This is a genomic window from Plantactinospora mayteni (genome assembly GCF_016862935.1).
Lineage (GTDB): Bacteria > Actinomycetota > Actinomycetes > Mycobacteriales > Micromonosporaceae > Plantactinospora > Plantactinospora mayteni.
The window spans coordinates 194,537-217,389 of sequence record NZ_BONX01000009.1 but is presented as its reverse complement, the minus strand read 5'-3'; the positions used below and the strand labels follow the sequence as shown (position 1 = coordinate 217,389).

The window sequence follows — 22,853 nt, the reverse complement described above, 5'->3', positions numbered from 1 at the left end:
AGCGGAATTCCGCCGTCCCATGGTGTGCTCAAGATCCGACTTGTTCCGCCAGTACCTCACGTCGGACGACGGCCCCTCGCCGGACCAGGTCGGTCGGGCCGAGGTCCCCGACCAGCGCGGCGAGTTCGTCGTGCCCGAACGCAGGACGGTGATGGGCTGGTCGGCGAGAAGATGGCCGACCTGACCGGCCAGCCCAGTCGGAGCCGAGGCGTTCCAGGGCGTTGGTGAGCCGGTCGGTGACCTGGCCTCGGTGGCTGAGTCGGTAGTTGCGGGCGGTGTAGAGCGGGCCGACGAGCACGACTGGGGCGCCGCCGAAGGAGATGGCGAGCAGCAAGCCCACGGTCACGTGCGCGGATCTGCCGCCGTGCGGGCGCGTCCGGGCGCAACCATCGTCACCTTCCGTGAACGCTGACGCCGACGTCAGCCGGCCGCCAGGGCGTGCACGTGCCGACGGGCCGGCCGAGCATGGTCTTGTGACCGATCATGTTCATCGTGGGTCGCCGTGGCTCTGATTTGGCCGCCCGGACCTGCGGGCCTGTGCGAACACGGTTCAACTCGACACGCGTGAACACCCCGGCCTCCCGATATGACCGTCTGGCGATTGAGCATAGTTTCACCGAGGCGTCGTACTCGACGGTGCGCAACTACGTGGCCCGTCGGAGGCCGGTCCAGCGTGGCAGGACTCCGCTGCGCAGGATCGCGTACCCGGCGGCGGTCAGCAGGACGCCCGTCAGCAAGTCTGGCGACCGAACCGTGCAGGACGACGCGGGCTTCAGCGGTGCCCTGCGAAGAGACCTCTCCACAGGGCACCGCCGCGCTTACCGGGACTGCGGGTACGACACCCACGCCCACACTGCCCGCGTCAGGGACTCCTAAGGACGGTCCCCACCCAGACTCTGGTAAGCAGGTCCCTCTGTCAGGCGCGACGGATCGCTTCGGTCCATTGCCCTCTCTCATCGCCCCTCACCGGGGTAACGCGGATGCGAATGAAGTCATTCTCGACCGCGTTCTTGCTGTGGTAATCGGTGCAGTAGATCGCATTGTGACCCCGGGTGCTGATGATAAGGTCCCAACTGCCGTTGTTGCTGATGTCCATTCGGACCTCGATTCCCCACCCGTCGCTATAAGTGTCGCAAGCCCGAATCGCGTCACCGGGCCACGGCCCGTACGGGTCGTCATTGAACACTCCGTAGCCACCGGTCACATAGATGGTGTGCTCTTCCGCCGCGGCCGGAGCCTGCAGTCCGACCACCACGCTGAGAGTCGCCACCATGGTCGCCACCACATAGGCACGCCATCTTTTCAGCCTCATGCTGCAACTCCTCTTCCGGGGAACGGATCTTGTTACGTCGATGTACCCTAACCGGACGGAGGTGCTCCCCCAAACTCCATGTTCGGGTGGACGTTGTTCGCCCTGCTGGAGGCATTCCTCCACTGGGCGCCGGCGACGCGGGCGGGCCCTCCCGTAGTTTCCAGACCAAAACAACGCCAAGAACTGAGGGTTGATCAAGCTCTGACCCGGGCCGTAGCGTCCCGTCCCGTTTGGTGACGGTCGATGCTCAGGTGGTGGGTTCGTGGCGACTCAGGACGTGTTCTCGGCGGAGGAACTGGCGCGGCTTCGGGGCTTCCCGGAGCTCAACCGGGCTGAGCTGATCCGGTACTTCACGTTGACCGGTGCGGACGAGGTGTTCGTGCGCCAGTTCCGTACGGGCCGCAACGTGCTGGGCGTGGCGGTCCAGTTGTGGACGCTGCCGTGACTCGGGTTCGTGCCCGATGAGGTGTCGGCGGCGCCGGCCGCCGCGGTGGGCCGGTTGTCGCAGCGGCTCGGGATCGCGATGGGTGAGCTGCGGGCGTACGGCGAGCGGGAGCAGACCCGTACGGATCATCTGGACCACGCGACTGCCCTGCGTAGCCGTGGCCACCGCGACGTGGGCGGCGCCATCGGCGATGACCCGCCAGTCACCTCGGCCGGCAGCGGTATGGATCACCACATCCGGACGGAACCGGCGCACCAGCGCACGAACCGCGGCAGCGTCTCGGACGTCCAACTGCTCGTCAGCAACCTCACTGGCGGCGCGCAGGTAGGTGCCGACGACCGACCACCCGCAGCTGCTGCGCGCTCGGCCACACGCGACCCCAGGTGACAGGTGGCGCCGGTAATCAAGATCCGCTCAGCCACGGTCGGACGCCCCACTGCCGGCCGCCGGCCTGGGCGGCTCGCTCGATCTTCGCCCGATGAGTCTCTTGCACTCGGGAACCCGACCATCAGGGATTCGATGTTGCCGCGCCACAACCTAGACACTAACCGAGGAGCCACGCACCGGTTCGGGTTGCTCGACCGGCGGCGTCCCGGTCCCGGACCGGCCCGTCGGGATAGTTCCTGGGAACTAGCCAGGGTCAGTTCCCGGGCCCTATGTGCGCGGCAGCGCGAATTCCTAGTGTTTGCGCATGCTCACCCGGCTGTTCGGCACCGTCCTCGTGTTCGGCCTCGTCGTGGTGCTCGGCTGGCCGGCCCCGGCGGCGGCGCACGGCGGTGCCGACACCGACGACGTACGCCTGGCCCAGACCATCGGCAGCGTCGAGTTGACGGTGGTGATCCGGTACGCCCGGCAGGTCCCCGGACCGCTGTACGTCGACGTGATCGCGCACCAGCCGGTCCGGGACCTGGCCGTCGGTCTGGCGGTCGGTCCCGGCACCGGGCAGCGGGCCAGTACCGGCACCGTGCACCTGGTGCAGGCCCGGGCCGGCACCTATCCCAGCACTCTGCGGGTGACCCAGACCGGGGCACACGAGCTGGAACTCCGGGCCGGCGCGGAGCGGTCGATCCTGCCGTTCCGGGTGTTGCGGCCCCGGGTCGCGCCCTGGGTCCTGGCCGGGCATGTGGCGTTCGGGGTCGCCGCGCTCCTGCTGGTCGGGGCGTTGTTCACCGCCGCCGCGTCCCGGCGGCTGCCAGCGACCGCCCTCGGTGGCGGCGCGGTCGTCGCGCTCGTGGTCGCGTTCACCGTCGCGGTGATGTCGGCACAACTGCCACCGGTGCCGCCCGATGGCGCAGCGGCGGCCGTACGGGCGGCCGGGACGGTGCCGGCCGGCCGCCCGTACGTCGAGCCGGTCGTCGGTACCGATCCGGCCGTGCCCCGGGCCGGCGAGGAGTTCACGCTGCGGCTGGACCTGTTCGACGGCGCGACCGGGCGGCCGGTGGACGATCTCGTCCCGCACCACGCGGCGCTGGGCCACCTGGTGGTGACCAGTCAGGACGGCGGCTTCTTCCGGCACGCCCATCCACTGAGGACCGCTGCCGGCCGGCTCGCCGTCGGGTTGCGGGTCGACCGACCCGGCCGGTATCTGGCGGCGGTGGAGGTCGAACGGCTCGACTCCGGCGCGCAGTTGCTGACCGGGGAGTTCACCGTCGCGGGCGAGGCCCGGGCCGGGACGGCCGTACCGGAGGCCGGGGTGGTGGTGACGACCAGCCCGCAGCGGCCCGTCGTTGGCCGGCCGACCCTGGTCGAGGTCGACACCGGGCACGCCGACCTACAGTCCTGGCTGGGGATGGCGGGGCACCTGATCGTACGGAACCAGCGGGGCGACTTCCTCGGCCACGTACACGAGTCGGGGTCGATGGCGATGGCGATGGCGATGTCGGGCACCGGTCAGGCACCGGACGACACCGTCGGCGGGTACGGGCCGCGGCTGCGGTTCACCTTCAGCTTCCCCGCCCCCGGCCGCTACCTGGCCTGGACGCAGTACGTCCGGAACTTCGAGATCGTCACGGTGCCGTTCGTCGTCGACGTCGTACCCGGGCCGGGGGCGGCATGAAGCGGGCCCGCCTGCTCCTGGTCCTGCTGGTGCTGGCCGCCACCGTCGGGGTGCTCCGGGTCGTCGGTGCCGTCGGGTCCGACTCCGCGCCGGCCCGGCTGACCGGCTCCGGCGAGCGGTACGCGGTCAGCATCGCGCTGGTGCCGGCCCGTACCGGAGTTGTCGAGGCCGACCTCGACGTCGCGTCCGGTGGTGTACCGGCGGCGGCCGGCACGGTGGTGTCGCTCTCGGCGGCGATGCCGAGCATGGGCCACGCGATGCCGGAGATTGCCGCCGAACCCGAGCGGCCCGGCCGGTTCCGGGCCCGGGGCGAGTTCTTCGCCATGCCCGGCGCCTGGGAGCTGACGATCCGGATCCACGGTGCCGCCGGCGCCGACGCCGTCACCATCGGCATTTCCGTCCAGCGATAGGAAAGGGAGAGAGCATGACCGTGCTGCAATCCGGTGGGTCCGAACCGGCGGCGACCGCCGGCTCCGGCCGTCCACGCCGGGAGGTGATCGGCGCCTGGTTCCTGCTCGCGGGGTACCTCAGCCTGCTGCTCGGGCTGACCTGGGACGGGCAGTGGCACAACGACGTGGGACCGGACAACTTCTGGACCGCGCCGCACCTGCTGCTCTATTCCGGTACCGCGATCATGGGCCTGACCTGCCTCACCGTGGTCCTGGTGAACACCTGGCGGCCCGGCCTGGACGGCGACCGCCCGGCGGTACGGGTGTTCGGGGTCTTCCGGGCCCCGCTCCCGTTCCTGGTCGGCGGGGTCGGCGCGGCCGGCAACCTGCTGTACGGCGTCGCCGACCTGTGGTGGCACGACTTCTACGGCTTCGACATCGCGCTCGCCTCCACCCCGTCACATCTCGGCCTCGCGCTCTGCATCTTCACCGAGCTTGTCGGGGTGGTGATGGCCGCCACGGTGCTCGGCCCGAGCCGGGGGCAGCGGTGGGCGTTCGCCGCAGCCTGCGCGGTCGGGGTGATGGGCTCGACGCAGCTGGCGAACGTGCTGTCGGATCCGGTCAGCCGGGTGTTTCCGGCGCTCGGGCCGCGTACCGTGCTGATGGGGGTGGCGTCCGCCCTGGTCGTCTGTCTCGCGGTCGGGGTCACCCGGAGCGTGCGGTGGCTGCTGGCCAGTGGACTCGTCTTCCTCACGACGCAGGTCGGGATCATCCTCTTCACCCCGGCCGCCACCCGCTGGTACGCGGACGCGATCGACATGCCGTTCCGGGACTACGCCGCCGGCATCTCCCCGGGCATCTTCCTGCCGGCCGCGTACCCGGTGGTGATGCTGCTCGTCGCGGCCGTGCTCTGGTACGCCCGCCGCCGCGCCGCCGCGCCGACCCGGGTCGTACCGGTCCTCGGGGTGGTCGCCGGCCTGCTCACCGCCCTGATGTACGCGTTCCTGGAGTCGGGGCTCAACCGGCCGGTCACCCTGCTGGTCACCGCCCTGCTCTCCGGCGCGACGGGCTGGTTCGGCTGGCGCTGCGCCGCCCTGGTTCGTGGCCGGGAGTTGGCCGCACCGGGCCGCACCGGACCGGCAGGGCTCGCCCTGGACGGGGCACCGGCATGAGGCGACTGTGGGCCACCTGTGCGGCGGCCGTCCTGCTGGTGGTGGCGACCGGTGCACCGGCCGCGGCGGCACCGGCGCCGATCGACATCGTGCACGCCGAACGGGTCCAGATCGGCGCGTCGACCCTGACCGCCTCGTTCAGCCGGTGGCCACTGGAGTCGCACCGTTCCCTGGACTTCACCTTCGAGCCCGAGGGCGGCATCGACGGCCGTACGGGTCTGCTCCGGGTAGTCTCGCCGTCTGGCGAGACCGAGGACGCGGTCCGGACGATCGGCCTCGACCGGCGGGGCGACGCACTGGTGCTGCCGAGGCACCCCCGGGCGCGCGACGTGTGGGGTCTCGACGTCGTCGCGCTGACCGAGGAGGGCACGTGGCGATTCGAGTTCACGGTGGAGAGTCCACAAGGTACGGTGACCGGCGTCCTCCCGCTGCGGGTGGAGCCGGCGCCGGGGCCGCCGTTCGCGGTGAGCTGGATCGTCTCGGTGCTCCCCTGGATCCCGATCGTCCCCCTCCTGGTGTACGGCTGGATCCGGACCAGGCCGCTGCGTCGGCGGGCCGGTCTGGAGGGCTGGAGTGGTTGAGCGACGGCCTGGTCGTCGGGCTTCCGGCGCTGGCCGCCTGGGTCGTCGCGGTTGCCGACGGGCCGGCTCACGGGCACTGGCGGCTGTTCGGGCTGGCCGTCGCCCAGTCCGTCGCGCTGCTGGGATACCGGCGCTTTCCGCTGGCCGTCCTGGTCGTGGTGACCGGGCTGGAGCTGGTGTTGGCGCTGGTGCACCAGTCGATTTTCGTCGGGGTGCTGGTGGCGGTCGCCGGCCTCGGCGCCTGGGGACGGCGGCGTCAGCAGCGGCTCGGCATCGCCTTCGGGCTGGGCGTACTGCTGTCGATCCTGGTGTTCAGTCTGGTGACCAAGGGAAGCAACCCGGCGCTCAGCGCCTCGGCGTTCGTGGTCGTCGCCGTCATCCTGTCCGGGTTCTGGACGATCGGCCGGCTGGGCGCCCGGCAGCGCGGCCGGATCCGTGAGCTGGACGCCTATTCCCGGCGGCTGATGGTCGAACGGGAACTGGCGGTGACCCGGGCCGCGGAACGGGAACGGGTCCTGCTGGCCCGGGAACTGCACGACATCCTCAACCACGCGGTCACCGCGATGGTGCTGGACGCGGACGCGACGGCGGAGACCGGGGACGCGGCCGAGGCCCGGGTCGCGCTGCGGCGGATCGCCGAGACCGGGCGGGGCTCGCTGGCCGAGTTGCGCCGGCTGCTCGGCGTACTCCGCAGTGCCGGAGGTGACGACGGCCACGACCCGCTGGCCGTGCCGCCGGGGTTGGCCCAGTTGGACGAGTTGGTCCGGGCCGTGCCGGAGCGGGGCCCGCGGGTCCGGCTCCGCCGTTGCGGTACCGCCCGCCCGGTGGCCGCCAGCGTCGAGCTGGCGGCCTACCGGGTGGTGCAGGAGTCGTTGACCAACGTGGTCCGGCACGCGGGCGCGGTGGACGTGGACGTGTCGATCACCTTTTCGCCGGGGGAACTCGTGGTCCGGGTCAGCAACACGGCGCCGAGACACCGGCGGCCGATCTCGACCGGCGGTGGCATCGGGCTGACCGGTATGCGGGAGCGGGTCCAACTCGTCGGCGGGTCGTTCGAGGCCGGCCTGCTGCCGGACGGCGGGTTCGCCGTACGGGCGCTGTTGCCGGTACAGGCGCCGTCGTGACTGCTGCCGGTACGGGTACGGGCGCCGTCGTGACTCCGGTCCGGGTGCTGGTCTGCGACGACGAGCAGTTGCTCCGGGAGGCGCTGACCCGGCTCGTCAACGTCGCACCGGAGCTGACGGTGGTCGGTACGGCTGCCAGCGGCGAGCAGGCGGTGGAGTTGGTCGGGGAGCACCGTCCCGACGTGGTGTTGATGGACATCCGGATGCCCGGGATGGACGGTATCGAGGCGACCCGACGGATCGTCTCCCGGGCTTCTGCCGACGACGGGCCGCGCAGTCGGGTCCTGATCCTGACCACGTACGACCTGGACAGCTACGTGTACGCCGCGCTCCAGGCCGGCGCCAGCGGTTTCCTGTTGAAGGATGCCCCGGGCGAACGGCTGCGCGACGGGATCCGGATCGTGGCGTCCGGTCAGGCGGTGCTCGCCCCGGAGGCGACGACCCGGCTGGTCGAGGTGCTCCGGCCCCGGCTGGCGGTGCCGCAGGACTGGACGCTGCTGCGCTCGCTGGATCGGCTCACCGGGCGTGAGCGGGAGATCTGCGAACTGGTCGCGGACGGGCTCTCCAACGACGAGATCGCGCAGCGGCTCACGATCAGCCGCTACACGGTGAAGGTGCACGTGTCGAACGTGCTGGCCAAGCTCGGTGTTCCGGACCGGGTGCAGGTGGTCCTGGCCTGGTCGCGGCTGCGCGACCACCTCTGACGGGCGCCTTTGCCGGCCACCTTTGCCGGCCGCCGCCGAGTGGGCGCGTTGACGGGGCGGTCCCGCGAGTGAGACGATAGTGTCTCATTTCAAGACGGAGATGATTCATGGCTGCTCGCGTGATCGATGTCGACATGACCGGCCGGACCGTCGTACTGACCGGGGCGAGTTCCGGCATCGGTGCCGCCGCCGCGCTCCGGCTGGCCGGGTTGGGCGCGACCGTCGTACCGGTCGGCCGGTCCGCCCGGCGCACCGCCGAGGTCGCCGCCAGGCTCGGGGTGGAGCCGATCGTCGCCGACTTCGGTCGGCTCGCCGAGGTCCGCCGGCTCGCGGAGACCCTGTTGGCCCGGTGTCCGCGCATCGACATACTCGCCAACAATGCCGGGGCGCTGGTCTCGACCCGGCAGGTCACCGGCGACGGGCACGAACTGACGTTCCAGGCCAACCACCTGGCCCCGTTCCTGCTCACCAACCTGCTGCTGCCCCGGCTGCGCGAGTCCGCCCGGCAGGCCCCGGTCCGGATCGTCACCACGTCCAGTCTCGGCAACCGGTTCGGCCGGCTCCGCCTCGACGACCTCGAATGGGAGCGGCGCCGGTACGGCGGAGGCTGGATCGCGTACTCCACCACCAAGCTGATGAACGTCCTGTTCACCCGGGAACTCGCCCGGCGTACCGCCGCCGTCGACATCGACGCGGTGTCCTTCCATCCCGACCCGGGGCGGGCCGGTAAGCGTGCCGGTGGCACCAGGCCGGAGGCGACGCCGACCAACTTCGCCTCCGGCTCCCGGCTGGCTCCACTGGTCGCCCGTACGCCGCTGCGGCGGATCCAGCTCACCGGTGAGCAGGGCGCCATGCCGCTGGTCTGGCTCGCCGCCGCGCCCGAGGTCGCCGGGTCGAGCGGTGCGTACTACGACGGCTTCCACCGGGACGCCAGGGTCAATCCGCAGGCCGACGATCCCCGGCTCGCGACCCAGTTGTGGGAGCGCTCGGCGGAACTGCTGCGGGCGTACCTGTAAGCCGCGCGGCGAGGGGTGGTGATCGCCCGGAGTCAGCCGACGGTCAGGTGGTCGCCGATCTCGGCGAGTTCACTGTCGGTCAGGGTCAGGTTGTCCAGCGCGGCCACGTTCGTCTCCAACTGGGCGACGCTGCTCGCACCGATGATCAGGCTGGTCATCCGGGAGTCCCGCAGCGCCCAGGCGAGCGCGAGCTGAGCCAGGGACTGGCCGCGCCGCTCGGCGATGGCGTGCAGCGCCCGTACGGTCGCCATGGTGGTCTCGTCGAGGGCGCTCTCGTTGAGAAAGACGCTGGTGCGGATCCGTGAGCCGGCCGGGATGCCGTCCAGGTAGCGGTCGGTGAGCACACCCTGGGCGAGCGGGCTGTAGGCGATGCAGCCGGCACCGACCTCTTCGAGGGTGTCGAGCAGCCGGTCCGCCTCGATCCACCGGTTGACCATCGAGTAAGACGGCTGCGAGATCAGCAGCGGGGTGCCGAGGCGTTCCAGGATCGCGGCGGCCTGCCGGGTCTGTTCCGAGGTGTAGTTCGACAACCCGACGTAGAGGGCCTTGCCGGCCCGGACGACCGCGTCCAGGGCCGCCATCGTCTCCTCCAGCGGAGTGTCCGGATCGGGCCGGTGGTGGTAGAAGACGTCGACGTAGTCGAGGCCCATCCGGCGCAGCGACTGGTCCAGCGACGAGACCAGGTACTTGCGGGAACCCCATTCGCCGTACGGGCCGGGCCACATGTAGTAGCCGGCCTTGGTGGAGATGACCAGCTCGTCGCGGTACGGGCCGAGGTCGGCGGCGAGGGTCCGGCCGAAGTTCTCCTCGGCGGAGCCGGCCGGCGGGCCGTAGTTGTTGGCCAGGTCGAAGTGGGTCACCCCGAGGTCGAACGCCCGGCGGCAGATCTCCCGCTGCCGCTGCCACGGCCGCTCGTCACCGAAGTTGTGCCAGAGTCCGAGCGAGATGGCGGGCAGTCGCAGGCCGCTGCGGCCGGCCCGGCGGTAGGTCATCGAGTCGTAGCGGTCGTCCACGGCAAGGTAGGTCACGGTCGCCACCCTATTGAACCTGTCCGCGGCTCGACCGCGCGGAGGTCACGCCCGGCGCCCCGCCTGCGGTCACGACGGACCGCGTGGCGAGAGTCGGGATCCGGTCCGGCCGCGTGCCGGCCGGTGCGGGTGGGAGACAGGCCGTAGCCTGTTCGTACGCGGGCTTCCCCGGGGCGCCGCCTGGTGTTCCGTCGATCACGGTCGGGCCAACTCCGGGCGGGGCGGCGCGGTGTTCCGTGGTATCTGATCGGTAGGCATCAGGTCGCCGAAGGCGCCGACCTCGGTTCACCACCTCGGGGTGGTGCCGTCGAAAAGGGGACGTCATGGCATACCTGGACCACCGGCCGGCAACACCCAGCGAGGCGCTCGACGAGCTGCTCTCCGGTAACGAGCGGTTCGTCGCCGGTACCCGGATCCACCCGCACCAGGACGCCGAGCACCGCGCGGTGGTCGCCGCGGCGCAACGGCCGTTCGCGGTGGTGTTCGGCTGCTCCGACTCCCGCCTCGCCGCCGAGATCATCTTCGATCGGGGGCTCGGTGACCTGTTCGTGGTCCGCACCGCCGGGCACATCGTCGGCGCGGAGGTGACCGCCAGCATCGAGTACGGGGTGGTGGTGCTCGGGGCGCCGCTGGTCGTCGTCCTCGGCCACGACTCGTGCGGGGCGATCCAGGCCACCCGGGCGGCCCGGGACGGTGCCCGGCTGCCGGGTCGGGAACTCGGCTCGATCGTCGAGCGGGTCACCCCGAGCATCGAGGCCGCCCAGGCGCGGCAGATCACCGACGACGCCGGGATCGCCGCGATACACACCCGGCACACCGTCGAGATGATCACCCGTCCGGGTACCGAGCTCGCCGACGCGGTCGCCGGTGGCCGGTGTGACGTGGTCGGGATGTTCTACCAACTGGCCGACGGCCGGGTGTCGGTGACGGTACCCGGCACCGCCCCGACCGGCGGTTAACGGGGCTGCGGCGGGAGCTGACCGGCGTCGGGCCGGTGCAGCCAGCACCGGGCCATGTGCCCGGCGCCGACCGGGAACTCCGGCACCTCGGTGTGGCACACCCGCATCGCGGCCGGGCAGCGGTCCCGGAACAGGCAGCCGCCGCTGTCGGTGGCCGTCTGCTGCCCGCCGCGCAGCGCCCGCATCCCGCCCGGCGTGCTGCTACGCGGCCGGCCCGGGTCCGGTGCCGCCGACGCCAGCAGTTGGGTGTACGGGTGCGCGGGGCGCAGGATCACCTCGTCGGCGGGGCCGGACTCGACCACCTGGCCCCGGTACAACACCATGATCGACGAGGCGAAGTAGCGGGCGGTGGCGAGGTCGTGGGTGACGTACAGCACGGCCAGCTCCTCCTCCCGCTTGAGCCGGTCGATCAGGTTGAGGATCTCCAGCCGGATCGACACGTCGAGCATCGACACCGGCTCGTCGGCGAGCAGGATCCGGGGCCGGGGCGCCAGGGCGCGGGCGATCGCGACCCGCTGCCGCTGCCCGCCGGAGAGTTCGTGCGGCAGCCGGCGGGCGACCTGGTCGGCCGGGGTGAGGTTGACCCGGGCCAGCAGGTCGTGCACGGCCGCCCGGACGTCGCCGGCGGACCGGGCGACCCCGTGCAGGCGCAGCGGCCGGCGCAGGTGGTATTCGACGGTGTGTGCCGGGTTCAGCGACCCGAACGGGTCCTGGAACACCATCTGCACGTCCCGGCGGTAGCGGCGGACCGCCCGGCGGTCGGCGGCCACCGGGATACCGTCGAGGCGGATCTCGCCGGTGGTCGGCCGGGTCAGCCGGACCAGCATCCGGGCGATGGTCGACTTGCCGCTGCCGCTCTCGCCGACCAGCGCCACCGTCTGCCCGGAGCGCAGCTCGAAGGAGACTCCGTCGACCGCCCGCAGGGTGCGGCGGCGCCGCCCGTCGCGTAGCGGGAAATGCTTGCTGAGCTGGCTGACCGTCAGCGTGGTCATCGCGTCCCACCTCCGGTCGGCGGCCACGGCCCGGTCTCCGGCGCCGCCCCGTCGCGCTCCGGTGCCGACTCGGCCTGTGCTGTCACCGGGTCCGTGGACGCTTGCGGCGGCTCGGCGGCCTCGCGCCGTGGCTGCCGCCCGGTGGTGTCGACCGGCGGGTCGCCGCCGGCCTCCTCGACCGCGCACTCGGCAGGGCCGGAGTCGAACCGGCCGGCGCGCAGCGCCTCGGGTGGGCCGTCCGGGCGCAGTGCCGGGTCGTAGTGCAGGCAGGCGGCCCGGGTGGTACCGGCGACCCGCAGCGACGGATCGGTGTGGTGGCAGGCGTCGAAGACGTACGGGCAGCGGGCGGTGAACGCGCAGCCGGTGAGCGGCCGGGACAGGTCCGGCGGGCTGCCGGGGACGCCGTGCAGTACCGTCCGCTCGCCCCGCAGCCGGGGAAACGAGCGCAGCAGCCCGACCGTGTACGGGTGGGCCGGCGCGGCGTGCAGGTCGGCGGCGCGGCCGTACTCGACGATCCGGCCGCCGTACATGACGGCGAGCCGGTCGCTGATCTCCAGCAGCAGGGACAGGTCGTGGGTGATGAAGACGACCGCGAAGCCGAACCGGGCCCGGAGCCGGTCGATCTCCTCCAGGATGTCGCGCTGCACCACCACGTCCAGCGCGGTGGTCGGCTCGTCCATCACCACCACGTCCGGGCGCAGCGCCATCGCCATCGCGATCAGCACCCGCTGGCGCATCCCGCCGGAGAGTTCGTGCGGATACGCCGAGAGCCGTTCCGGGCCGATCCCGACCAGGTCGAGCAGTTCCCGGCAGCGTTCTTCCCGCTCGGCGCGGCGCAGTTCGGGGCGGTGCGCGGTGAAGACGTCGGCGAGTTGCCGGCGTACCGAGAGCACCGGGTTGAGGGCGTTCATCGCCCCCTGGAACACCATCGCGACCCGGTTCCAGCGGAACCGGCGCAGCGGCTCGCCGTGCAGCGTCGACAGGTCGACCGGCGGACCGTCGGCGGGGTGGAAGACGACCTCGCCGGAGGCGACCCGGCCGGGTGGCTTGAGCAGTCGGGTGATCGCGTAGGCGAGGGTGGACTTGCCGCAGCCGCTCTCGCCGGCGATGCCGAGCACCTCGCCCCGGGCCAGGTCGAAGCTGACGTCCCGGACCGCCCGTACCGGATCGGCACCGTCGTAGACGACGCTCAGGTCGCGGACCGACAGCACCACGTCGGTGCCGGTGACTGCGGTGGTGTCGAGGGTCATGCCGGTCCGGTCCGTCGGGGGCGGCGGGCCACCCGCAGCCTCGGGTTGATCAGCTCGTCGAGACTGAAGTTGATCAGTGCGAGTCCGGCGCCGACCAGCGCGATGCAGAGCCCGGGCGGCACGAACCACCACCAGGCGCCCTGGGACAGCGCCTGCGAGTTCTGCGCGAAGTAGAGCATCGTGCCCCACGAGCCGGCGCCGCCGAGGCCGAGGAAGGCCAGCGCGGCCTCGGTGAGGATGCCGCCGATCACCGCGAAGACGAACTGGGCGGCGATCAGCGGCAGCAGGTTCGGCAGGATCTCGAAGGTGACGATCCGCCAACCGGGTTCGCCGCTGACCCGGGCCGCGTCGACGTAGTCGCGGGAGCGCAGCGACAGGGTCTGGGCCCGCAGTACCCGGGCGGAGCCGGCCCACGCGGTGATCGAGACGATCAGGGCGATGGCCAGCGCGCCCCGGGTCTGCACATAGTCGGTGATCAGGACCACCAGCGGCAGCCCCGGCAGCACCAGGAAGACGTTGCTGACCAGCGACAGGCTCTCGTCGGCGTGCCCGCCGGCGTAGCCGCCGAGGACCCCGACCAGCACCGAGACGACGGTGGCGAGCAGCCCGACGACCAGGCCGACCAGCATCGAGCCCCGGGTGGCGACGACGAGTTGCCGGAACACGTCCTGACCGGTGGTGGTGGTGCCGAGCAGGTGCTCGGCGGAGGGGGCGAGCAGCCGGTCGTCGCTGACCAGGTTCGGGTCGTCGACCAGCAGCGGGCCGAGCACGGCGACCACGGCGAAGAAGCCGACGACGGCCAGCCCGGCGGCCAGCTTGCGGGACCGCAGCAGGCCACGCCAGCGGGGTCGCCGGGTCGGCACCACCACGGGTACGACCTCGCCGGTCACGTCCCGCGGGGTCTCGATGGTCGCCATCTCAGCCGGCCTGCCGGGTACGGGGGTCGATCACCGCGTACAGCAGGTCGACGACGAAGTTGGCGCCGAGCACGGCCAGCGAGATGACCAGGAAGATGCCCTGCAACAGCGGGTAGTCGGCGTTCGCGACCGCAGCGACCAGGCTCATCCCGACGCCGGGATAGGAGAAGACGATCTCGGTGGCGATGGAGCCGCTGACCACGAAGCCGAGGGTGATGGCGAACCCGGCGACGCTGGGCAGTACGGCGTTGCGGGCCGCGTACTGGACCATGATCCGGCCCGGGCGCAGCCCCTTGGCCTCGGCGGTCAGCACGTAGTCCTCGGCCATCGTGGAGACCATCATGTTGCGCATCCCGAGCAGCCAGCCGGCGACCGAGGCGAGCACGATCGAGGCCGCCGGCAGGATGCCGTGGTAGATCGCGCTGCGCAGGAACGGCCAGTTGAACCCGATGGTGGTCTCGTAGCTGTAGCCGCTGTTCAGCGGGAACCAGCCGAGCACCCCGCCGAGCAGGTAGAGCAGCACGAGCGCGAGCCAGAAGTACGGGATGGCGGCCAGGAAGGTGGTGGTCGGCACCAGCGCGTCCAGCCAGGTGCCGCGACGCCAGCCGGCGAGCATGCCGAGGGTGATCCCGAGCAGCACGCTGAGTACGGTGGCGATGCCGACCATCACCACCGTCCACGGCAGGCTCTGGCTGAGTACCTTCGACACCGGGGTCGGGTAGTAGGCGACCGACAGCCCGAACTCGCCGCGCAGCAGGTTGCCGAGATAGCCGAGGTACTGCTGCCAGAGCGGGTCGTCGGAGACCCCGAACTGCAACTCCAGGGCGCGGCGGGCCTCCGGCGACATCGGGGTCATGTTCTGCGTCTTGGCCAGTACGGCGTCGACCGGGTTGCCCTTGATCAGCCGGGGGATCAGGAAGTTGAGGGTGACCGCCGCCCAGACCGCGACCAGGTAGAACAGCGCCTTGCGCCGCAGGTACCGCATCGGGTGCTCAGCCGGCCGGGGTGAGGTTCTTGGCCACGATCCCCATGTCCGGCCCGTTGTACGGGGTGGTCAGCGCGTAGTGGTTCTGCTCGGTGGGGAAGTTGCCGAGGTTCTCGGTCCGGTACTCGATCAGCGAACTGGACTGCTGGATCGGGATGTACGGCAACTCCTCCATGATCACGTCCTGGATCTTGAACAGTTGTTCCCTGATCGCGTCCTTCGCCTCCGGCGGGGTGGTCTCCATCGCCAGCAGTGCGGCGTCGACGGCGGCGTTGCGGAAGCGGCCATAGTTGGAGCCGGCCTGCTGGCCCAGCGGCGCGGTCCGGGCAGTGGAGAACGCCCGGCTGTACCAGGAGTAGGGAGTGCCCTCGCTGTACAGATTGGTCATGATCACGTCGAAGTCGCCGGTCTGCTGGTCGGTGGAGAAGGCGGTGAACGAGATCTCCTGGGTCTTCAGCTCGATGCCGACCGACTTCAGGGACTGGGTCATGATTTGCAACGCGGAGATGTAGTCGTTGTAGCCCTGTACCACCTTGACCGTGAAGGAGAGCCGTCGGCCGGCCTTGGCGTAGATCCCGTCGGCGCCCTTGGCCCAGCCGTCCTGCTGGAGGGTCTGCTCGGCCCGGGCCGGGTCGAACTCCAGCTTCCGGTCCCGGTACTCCGGCTTGATGTAGTCGTCCCAGAGCGGCCGGGGCAGCTGCGCCGGACTGGCCTCCTTGCCGTAGCCGGAGAAGGCCAGCCGGATGAGCTGGTCCCGATCCAGGGCCAGACTGATCGCCTTGCGCACCGCGGCGCTGTCGAACGGCGCCCGCTCCAGGTTCGGGATCAGGTTGGTCAGGTAGAGCTGCGACTCGTTGATGTATTTGTTGTGCTCGGGATCCTTGCTGACGTACTGCTTGTCGATGTCGGCGATGAACGAGCCGGCCCAGTCGAGCTGGCCGGCGGCGAGCGCCGCGATCGCGCTGTCCGCGCTGGCGAACTGGTGGAACCGCATCCCCTTGATCTTCGGCTTGCCGGTCTCCCAGTAGTTGGGGTTGCGTTCGAAGACGTAGTTCTGCTGGCTGAACGAGGCCAGCGTGAACGCGCCGGTGCCGACCGGCTTCTCGTTGGTGAAGGCGGACGGGTCGGGGATGGTCGTCCAGAGGTGCTTCGGCACGATCCAGGTCCGGCCGGCGATCAGGTTGAGCTGGGTGTAGACGCCCTGGCTGAAGGTGATCGAGGCGTGGGTCGGGTCGGTGGCGACCGCCTCGACGATCGGCAGCCCGCTCTGGTTGATCTTCGGGTTGTCCCGGATCAGGTTGAAGGTGAACGCCACGTCCTCGGCCGAGAACGGCGTACCGTCGCTCCACTTCACCCCCTCCCGGATCGTCAGGTTCAGCCGCCGGCCGTCGTCGGCGAACTCGTAGCCGGTGGCGAGCTGCGGCTGCACGTCGTCGGCCCGGGCGGCGTTGAAGTAAAGCAGCGACTCGTAGAGCACGCTCATCGTGCCGGCGACGCTGTTCTGGGAGAACGGATTGAAGTTGGGTACGAACCCGGCGTTCGCCCCCGAGAAGACGTTGATGATCTTGCCCTCGGCGGCCGAGGACCGGTCGCCGTCGTCGCCGCAGCCGGCGGTGACACCGACGGCCAGCGCCGCCGTGGCCAGCGCGGCGAGCAGCCGGCGGGCGAGGGTGGGGCGCATCGTTGCCTCCCGGGTCGGGGGATTTCGGACGGGTTGCCGCCTGGTGTCCGGGGCGGGTGAGATCGATGACAACACCGAACCGGTTCAGAGTCAATAGACGACAAACGATCGCTACCCGCCGCACCCGCCCGGGCCGGACACGCACGGCCAGACCTGAAATCCGCCGGAAGGCGAGCCGGAGGCGCGCTGCTTAACCGGTTCTGCCGATGGCCCCGGCCCGGCCGGCGGCCCGACCGCCCCCGCAGGTCCGACGCTGCTGACGGTGATCAACGGGGACCGGCCGAAACCCGACGGAAATCCGGTCACTGGTACCGTTGCCAACGCCGACACCACTCGCGAGCGAGAGACCGCCCGGCAGCGTCGGGCGGCGCCGAAGGGGCAAATCCTCCCCGGAACCTCTCAGGCAAAAGGAGCCCGCGGGCAGGCGACTGTGGAGCGCCCGCGACGTTGCGGAGCGTGACAGAGGGGGAGGTGGCAGCCTCGACCTCGCCCGGGAGCGTCCCCCATGACCACAGCGCAGCACCCCACCCGTGACGGCAGGCAGTTCGCCGACCGGCACATCGGCCCGGACACCGACGCCGAACGCCGGATGCTGGAGACCGTCGGCTACGACTCGGTCGACGACCTGATGGATGCCGCGATCCCCGAGGTGATCCGCTGGACCGGCGGCCTCGACCTGCCGCCGGCCGCCACCGAGCAGGAGGTGGTCGCCGAGCTGCGCGCGCTGGCCGCCCGGAACACCGTCGCGGTCTCGATGATCGGCCTCGGCTACTCCGGCACCCACACCCCGGCGGTGATCCGCCGCAACGTGCTGGAGAACCCGGCCTGGTATACCGCGTACACGCCGTACCAGCCGGAGATCAGTCAGGGCCGCCTGGAGGCACTGCTGAACTTCCAGACCATGGTCACCGACCTGACCGGGCTGGCCACCGCGAACGCCTCGATGCTCGACGAGGGCACCGCGGCGGCCGAGGCGATGACCCTCGCCCGCCGCGCCGGCAAGAACAAGAGCAGCGTGTACGTCGTCGACGCCGACACCCTGCCGCAGACCCTCGCCGTACTGGCCACCCGGGCCGAGCCGCTCGGCATCGAGGTACGCGTCCTCGACCTGCGCACCGAGCCGCTGCCGGCGGAGTACTTCGGCCTGCACCTGCAGTACCCGGGCGCCTCCGGAGCGGTCCGCGACCACACCCCGCTGGTCGACGCCGCACACGCCGCCGGGGCACTGGTCACCGTCGCCGCCGACCTGCTCGCGCTGACCCTGCTCCGGCCACCCGGCGAGATCGGCGCCGACATCGCCGCCGGCACCACCCAGCGGTTCGGCGTACCGATGGGCTTCGGTGGCCCGCACGCCGGCTACCTGGCGGTCCGGGCCGGACTGGAGCGGATGCTGCCCGGCCGGTTGGTCGGGGTCTCCCGGGACGCGGCCGGCGATCCCGCCTACCGGCTGGCGCTACAGACCCGGGAACAGCACATCCGCCGGGAGAAGGCGACCAGCAACATCTGCACCGCCCAGGTGCTGCTCGCCGTGATGGCCAGCATGTACGCCGTCTACCACGGCCCGGCCGGGCTGCGGGCGATCGCCGAGCGGACCCACCGGCGGACCGCGGCCCTCGCCGCCGGGCTACGCACCCTCGATCGCGTCGAGGTGGTACACGAGGCGTTCTTCGACACCGTGCTGGCCCGGTTCCCGGGCCGGGCCGCCGAGGTGGTCGCCGAGGCCGGACGACGCGGGATCAACCTGCGGCTGGTCGACGCCGACCAGGTCGGGATCGCCTGCGACGAGACCACCACCGAGGCGCACCTGACGACCGTCTGGGCCGCCTTCGGCGCCGTCGCCGGACAGGCCGTGGCCCCGGCGGCACCGGCCACCGCCCTGCCGGCGGAGATCGCCCGGAGCAGCGACTACCTGACCCACCCGGTCTTCCGGTCGCACCACTCGGAGACGGCGATGCTGCGCTACCTGCGCCGGCTCGCCGACCTCGACTACGCCCTCGACCGGGGCATGATCCCGCTCGGCTCCTGCACGATGAAGCTGAACGCCACCACCGAGATGGAACCGGTGAGCTGGCCCGAGTTCGCCGACGTGCACCCGTTCGCCCCGGCCGACCAGACCGCCGGCTACCGCGACCTGGTCGCCATCCTGGAGGGCTGGCTCGCCGAGGTGACCGGCTACGACGCGGTCAGCGTGCAGCCGAACGCCGGCTCACAGGGCGAACTCGCCGGCCTGCTGGCGATCCGCGCCTACCACCGCGACCGGGGCGAGGGGCACCGGGACGTCTGCCTGATCCCGTCCTCGGCGCACGGCACCAACGCGGCCAGTGCGGTGATGGCCGGGATGCGGGTGGTGGTGGTCGGCTGCGACACCGACGGCGACGTCGACCTGGCCGACCTGGACCGCAGGATCGAGGCGCACCGGGACACCCTCGCCGCGATCATGGTCACCTACCCGTCCACCCACGGGGTCTACGAGGGCGGCATCGCCGCGCTCTGCGCCAAGGTGCACGACGCCGGCGGCCAGGTGTACGTCGACGGCGCGAACCTCAACGCCCTGCTCGGGTACGCCAAGCCGGGCCGGTTCGGCGCCGACGTGTCACACCTGAACCTGCACAAGACGTTCTGCATCCCGCACGGGGGCGGCGGGCCCGGGGTAGGCCCGGTGGCGGTCCGGGCCCACCTGGCGGCGTACCTGCCCGGCGACCCGCTCGGTGCGGACGGAGCGGCCCGGCCGGCGATCTCGGCGGCCCGGTACGGCTCGGCCGGGATCCTGCCGATCCCGTGGGCGTACCTGCGGTTGATGGGGCCGGACGGGCTGCGCCGGGCGACCGGGGTGGCGGTACTGGCCGCCAACTACGTCGCGGCCCGGCTGCGCGGCCACTACCCGGTGCTCTACGCCGGCAACAAGGGCCTGGTCGCGCACGAGTGCATCCTCGACCTACGGCCGCTGACCAAGGCGACCGGGGTCAGCGTGGACGACGTGGCGAAGCGGCTGGTCGACTACGGCTTCCACGCCCCGACGATGTCGTTCCCGGTCGCCGGCACCCTGATGGTGGAGCCGACCGAGAGCGAGGACCTGGCCGAACTCGACCGGTTCTGCGACGCGATGATCGCGATCCGGGCCGAGATCGACAAGGTCGGGTCAGGTGACTGGCCGAAGGGGGACAACCCGCTCGCCAACGCGCCGCACACCGCGGCGATGGTGACCGGGGACGAGTGGCCGCACCCGTACCCGCGGTCGGTGGCCGGCTATCCGACCGGGGTCGACCGGCGGGCGAAGTACTGGCCGCCGGTACGCCGGATCGACGGCGCCTACGGAGACCGCAACCTGGTCTGCGCCTGCCCGCCGCCGGAGGCGTTCGAGTAGTGACCGGGATGACCGGCCGGCGCACCAGGCGTCGGCCGGTCACTGTAAGTGATGGATCAGCCGACCAGGGCGTGTCGGGCCGGACCGCGGTGCGGCGCTATGGTGCTGCCGTCGGGCAGCAGCTCGCCGGTGTCCTCGAAGAGGATGACGCCATTGCAGAGCAGGCTCCACCCCTGCTCACGGAAGCAGGCGAGGACGCGGGCCGCTTCCCGGTCGGTTGCTTCAGCGGAGGGGCAGGTCGGTTCGTGCTGGCACATCGGGTTCTCCGGACTATGGGGGCGCTGTGGCATGGTTCACATGACCAGTGACGGACGGTACCCCCTCACGCCCAGTGATGACGAGCGGGTATCCGTCTCTGACCGGAAGAATCCACTTTTCGGATGAGGCAGATTTATCCGTACGTCGTGGAAGCGCTCCCATTCGCGCCGCCGGGAGCGCCGGCGGGCTGCGCACCCCGGCTCGTCGAACACGACCGGCTTCAATGCCGGGCGGATGGCCCGGACGACCCCGCCACGCTGCTGGAAGAGTTCCTCGCCGGACACGGCCTGCCGGTCCGCGACCTGACCCGGCCCGGCGTCCACCGGCCGGACGGCCCGGCCGGCACGGTCTGCGGCGCCGCCGTCTTCGTCTCCGCCGCCGCCGGAGCCCGGATGGTCGGCGCGGCGGCCGGCCCGGCCAGCCCTGCGCCCGCCGTCCCCGACCTGGTCGCGGTGGTCTACCGGCACGGCACCGCCCCGGCGGACGGCTGGCCCCGGCGGCGCCCGGCCGGCGACTGGGAACTCGGCCCGTGGGATGAGAGCTGGACGCCGCAGCGGCACGCCGACGCGGTCCGGCGGGCCCGGGACGCCATCGCGGCCGGCGACGTCTACCAGGTCAACGTCGTCGGCCACGGCTCCGCCCGGTACGCCGGAGACCCGCTGCCGGCGCTGCACCGGCTGGCCCGGCTACCCGGCGCCCGGTACGGCGGCGTGCTCACCGGCGCCGGCTGGGCGATCGGCTGCGCCTCCCCGGAAACCCTGGTCGAGGTGACCGGCGGCATGATCTACACCCGGCCGATCAAGGGCACCCGGCCGGCGACCGGCCCCGGCCGACGGGAACTGCTGGAGTCCGCCAAGGAACGCGCCGAACACGTGATGATCGTCGACCTGGAGCGCAACGACCTGGCCCGGATTGCCCGTACCGGCACCGTCCGGGTCGACCAGCTCTACGCGATCCGGCGCTGGTCCGACCTGTGGCAGGCCGAGTCGACCGTCTCGGCCACCCTCGTCGACGGGTGCGGGCTGGCCGACCTGCTCCGCGCGGTCTGCCCCGGCGGGTCGGTCACCGGTGCGCCCAAGCTCGCCGCCCTGGCCCAGATCGCCGCCCTGGAACCGGTCGGCCGGGGCGCCAGCATGGGCGGACTGGGCTGGATCGGCCCGGACCGGATCGACCTGGGGTTGACCATCCGGACCGCGGCGGTCGACGCCGACCGGGTGCACGTCTGGGCCGGCGGCGGCATCACCTGGGGCAGCGACCCGGCGGCCGAGGTCGCCGAGGCGGCCGCCAAGTCCGGCCCGGTCCGGGCCACCCTGGCCGGCCCCCACCACCGGGCCCGCTGACCACCGCGCCGGCCGGCGGTCCGGTCAGGCGCCGAGCAGATCGGCGAGCGCGTCGGCCGGGTCGTCCCGGGGTACCCCGGCCGGCCACCAGTCGCCGTCGGTCAGCTCCCGGTACGGGTACCAGCGGCCGTCGCGGCCGTACCGCAACTGGGCCCGGTGCCGGGGGAACGTCCACCGGTTGCGCCACACCTGCGGCTGCGGCGGGTCGTCACCGGCCCAGCCGGCGGCCAGCTCGGCCCGGGCCCGGGCCAGCCGTACCGGCGGCGGAGCCCACGGCTCGTCGAGTACCGACAGGCCGGGGTGCCCGCCGTACTCCCAGGCCCGGACGGCCCGGCTGAACTCCCGGGCGGTCCGGGCGCCGGCCTGGCGCAGCCGGGCCAGCACCGGACCGCTCGCCCCGACCGCGAGCCGGACCGCGTCCACCCGTTCCGGCAGCGCCAGCGGCGGGCCGGCACCGTACGGGGCGGCGCCGAGCAGCGCGGCGGCCCGTACGGCGGCGTTCTCGACCAGCCCGCGCAGCACCTCCGCCGCGATACCCGGCGCCTCCGGCAGCACCGGCCCGGACACCCCAGGCTCCGGCGGTGGTGGCGGGGCGGGCAGCGGCGGATCCGGCCGCGCGTACGCCCGCGCGGCCGGCACCCCGGCGCCGGACCGACCGGCCGGCGCCTCCGGTCGCGCGTCGGCCGCCGGCCGGTGGCCTCGGCGGCGCAACTCGGCGAGTACCTCCCGGGCACCCCGGCCCCGGATCAGCAGCAGCAGGAACGGGTCGGCGTCGAGCAGCCAGGCCACCTGGTAGCAGAGCGCGGCGGCGTGCCGGCAGGCCGCCGCCGCCCACTCCGGGCAGTCGCACTCCGGTTGCAGGTCGCCGAGCCCGGGCAGCAGGGCGATCCCGGCATCGTCGGCCGCCGACGCCAGGTCGCGCGGCATCTCCCCGTCCAGCAGCGCGGCGATGTGCCCGGCCTTCGCCGCCACCTGGCCCAGGAATCGGGACCACTGCGCGTCGGTCATCGGCTCCACGAAGACCCGGGTCCGGTACGGCAGGTCCCGTACCCCGTCGTGCACCTCGGCCGCGATCCGGCCCGGGCTGACGGTGATCGAGCCGACCTGCCCGGCCGACGCCGCCCGCCGCCCCCGGCGCAGCAGCGTCTGGTCCAGCGCGGTCTCCTCCAGGGCGCGGATCCAGGCGTCCCCCCACCAGGAGCGGCTCTGCCGGGCACGCCGCCCCGGCGGGAACGCCGGAAAGCCCCGGACCCGGTCGTCGCCGCTACTCATCGGCCCCC

Annotated in this window: 20 protein-coding genes, 2 pseudogenes and 1 riboswitch; of the genes and pseudogenes, 11 read left to right on the top strand and 11 right to left on the bottom strand. The window is 72.1% G+C overall.

Annotation, left to right across the window (positions count from 1 at the left end; translation table 11 throughout):
* Positions 1-28: 28 nt before the first annotated feature.
* Together Pma05_RS09250 and Pma05_RS09245 are read right to left on the bottom strand one after the other, a co-directional pair.
* A complete protein-coding gene (locus Pma05_RS09250; RefSeq protein WP_203856904.1) occupies positions 29-346 on the bottom strand; it encodes a hypothetical protein in 318 nt (105 codons plus the stop codon).
* Between the two features lie 570 nt (positions 347-916).
* Entirely contained in the window at positions 917-1,312 is a 396-nt protein-coding gene (locus Pma05_RS09245; RefSeq protein WP_203856903.1) for a hypothetical protein, read from the bottom strand.
* Positions 1,313-1,574: 262 nt separating this feature from the next.
* Here Pma05_RS09245 and Pma05_RS43735 point away from each other — a divergent pair.
* Positions 1,575-1,893, top strand: a pseudogene (locus Pma05_RS43735) (DUF4158 domain-containing protein); the annotation flags it as partial.
* Positions 1,894-1,937: 44 nt separating this feature from the next.
* Here the strand turns inward: Pma05_RS43735 and Pma05_RS43935 are convergent.
* Positions 1,938-2,012: pseudogene (locus Pma05_RS43935) on the bottom strand (hypothetical protein); the annotation flags it as partial.
* 436 nt (positions 2,013-2,448) lie between these two features.
* Between Pma05_RS43935 and Pma05_RS09230 the strand changes: the two are divergent.
* The 7 genes from Pma05_RS09230 to Pma05_RS09200 all read left to right on the top strand — a co-directional run bounded on the left by Pma05_RS09230 (position 2,449) and on the right by Pma05_RS09200 (position 8,799).
* Entirely contained in the window at positions 2,449-3,813 is a 1,365-nt protein-coding gene (locus Pma05_RS09230; RefSeq protein WP_203856902.1) for a DUF8832 domain-containing protein, read from the top strand.
* Entirely contained in the window at positions 3,810-4,223 is a 414-nt protein-coding gene (locus tag Pma05_RS09225) for a hypothetical protein (RefSeq protein WP_203856901.1), read from the top strand. The genes Pma05_RS09230 and Pma05_RS09225 overlap by 4 nt, the downstream gene beginning before the upstream one ends.
* Positions 4,224-4,237: 14 nt before the next feature.
* A complete protein-coding gene (locus Pma05_RS09220) occupies positions 4,238-5,374 on the top strand; it encodes a hypothetical protein (RefSeq protein WP_203856900.1) in 1,137 nt (378 codons plus the stop codon).
* The gene (locus tag Pma05_RS09215; protein ID WP_203856899.1) at positions 5,371-5,955 is read left to right on the top strand and encodes a hypothetical protein; all 585 of its coding nucleotides are present in this window, start codon (positions 5,371-5,373) and stop codon (positions 5,953-5,955) included. The genes Pma05_RS09220 and Pma05_RS09215 overlap by 4 nt, the downstream gene beginning before the upstream one ends.
* Positions 5,952-7,079: a sensor histidine kinase gene (locus Pma05_RS09210; RefSeq protein ID WP_203856898.1), complete on the top strand. Its 1,128-nt coding sequence runs from the start codon at positions 5,952-5,954 to the stop codon at positions 7,077-7,079. Before Pma05_RS09215 ends, Pma05_RS09210 begins: the two co-directional genes overlap by 4 nt.
* Entirely contained in the window at positions 7,076-7,783 is a 708-nt protein-coding gene (locus Pma05_RS09205; RefSeq protein ID WP_239312028.1) for a response regulator, read from the top strand. Before Pma05_RS09210 ends, Pma05_RS09205 begins: the two co-directional genes overlap by 4 nt.
* A gap of 107 nt (positions 7,784-7,890) precedes the next feature.
* Positions 7,891-8,799 (top strand): SDR family NAD(P)-dependent oxidoreductase, encoded by a 909-nt coding sequence (locus Pma05_RS09200; protein WP_203856897.1) that lies wholly within the window; start codon positions 7,891-7,893, stop codon positions 8,797-8,799.
* Between the two features lie 32 nt (positions 8,800-8,831).
* Here Pma05_RS09200 and mgrA read toward each other — a convergent pair whose 3' ends face one another.
* Positions 8,832-9,827 carry an L-glyceraldehyde 3-phosphate reductase gene (gene mgrA / locus Pma05_RS09195; RefSeq protein WP_203856896.1) on the bottom strand — a complete coding sequence of 332 codons (996 nt, stop codon included), beginning with the start codon at positions 9,825-9,827 and terminating at the stop codon, positions 8,832-8,834.
* Between the two features lie 323 nt (positions 9,828-10,150).
* On the opposite strand from mgrA, the gene Pma05_RS09190 reads away from it, so the two are divergent.
* A complete protein-coding gene (locus tag Pma05_RS09190) occupies positions 10,151-10,786 on the top strand; it encodes a carbonic anhydrase (protein ID WP_203856895.1) in 636 nt (211 codons plus the stop codon).
* On the opposite strand, the gene Pma05_RS09185 is transcribed toward Pma05_RS09190, so the two are convergent.
* Genes Pma05_RS09185 through Pma05_RS09165 form a run of 5 tightly spaced genes read right to left on the bottom strand, consistent with a single transcriptional unit; the run spans position 10,783 to position 16,611 of the window.
* Complete coding sequence (locus tag Pma05_RS09185) at positions 10,783-11,778, bottom strand: ABC transporter ATP-binding protein (protein ID WP_203856894.1); 996 nt, start codon at positions 11,776-11,778, stop codon at positions 10,783-10,785. The genes Pma05_RS09190 and Pma05_RS09185 overlap by 4 nt on opposite strands.
* Positions 11,775-13,028, bottom strand: coding sequence for an ABC transporter ATP-binding protein (locus tag Pma05_RS09180; protein WP_203856893.1), 1,254 nt, complete (start codon positions 13,026-13,028; stop codon positions 11,775-11,777). Before Pma05_RS09180 ends, Pma05_RS09185 begins: the two co-directional genes overlap by 4 nt.
* Entirely contained in the window at positions 13,025-13,945 is a 921-nt protein-coding gene (locus Pma05_RS09175; protein ID WP_203856892.1) for an ABC transporter permease, read from the bottom strand. The genes Pma05_RS09180 and Pma05_RS09175 overlap by 4 nt, the downstream gene beginning before the upstream one ends.
* Position 13,946: 1 nt before the next feature.
* Positions 13,947-14,930, bottom strand: coding sequence for an ABC transporter permease (locus Pma05_RS09170; RefSeq protein WP_203856891.1), 984 nt, complete (start codon positions 14,928-14,930; stop codon positions 13,947-13,949).
* A gap of 7 nt (positions 14,931-14,937) precedes the next feature.
* Positions 14,938-16,611, bottom strand: a complete 1,674-nt coding sequence (locus Pma05_RS09165) for an ABC transporter substrate-binding protein (RefSeq protein WP_203856890.1) — start codon at positions 16,609-16,611, stop codon at positions 14,938-14,940.
* A gap of 328 nt (positions 16,612-16,939) precedes the next feature.
* Positions 16,940-17,036, top strand: a riboswitch (glycine riboswitch).
* An 80-nt stretch (positions 17,037-17,116) separates the two neighbouring features.
* Here Pma05_RS09165 and gcvP point away from each other — a divergent pair.
* Positions 17,117-19,975: an aminomethyl-transferring glycine dehydrogenase gene (gene gcvP / locus Pma05_RS09160; RefSeq protein ID WP_203856889.1), complete on the top strand. Its 2,859-nt coding sequence runs from the start codon at positions 17,117-17,119 to the stop codon at positions 19,973-19,975.
* A gap of 56 nt (positions 19,976-20,031) precedes the next feature.
* Here the strand turns inward: gcvP and Pma05_RS09155 are convergent, their stop codons facing one another.
* A complete protein-coding gene (locus tag Pma05_RS09155; protein ID WP_101365960.1) occupies positions 20,032-20,232 on the bottom strand; it encodes a DUF5999 family protein in 201 nt (66 codons plus the stop codon).
* A 123-nt stretch (positions 20,233-20,355) separates the two neighbouring features.
* Between Pma05_RS09155 and Pma05_RS09150 the strand changes: the two genes are divergently transcribed.
* A complete protein-coding gene (locus Pma05_RS09150; RefSeq protein ID WP_203856888.1) occupies positions 20,356-21,573 on the top strand; it encodes a chorismate-binding protein in 1,218 nt (405 codons plus the stop codon).
* 24 nt (positions 21,574-21,597) lie between these two features.
* Here Pma05_RS09150 and Pma05_RS09145 read toward each other — a convergent pair whose 3' ends face one another.
* Positions 21,598-22,845, bottom strand: a complete 1,248-nt coding sequence (locus tag Pma05_RS09145; protein WP_203856887.1) for an SWIM zinc finger family protein — start codon at positions 22,843-22,845, stop codon at positions 21,598-21,600.
* Between the last annotated feature and the right edge of the window lie 8 nt (positions 22,846-22,853).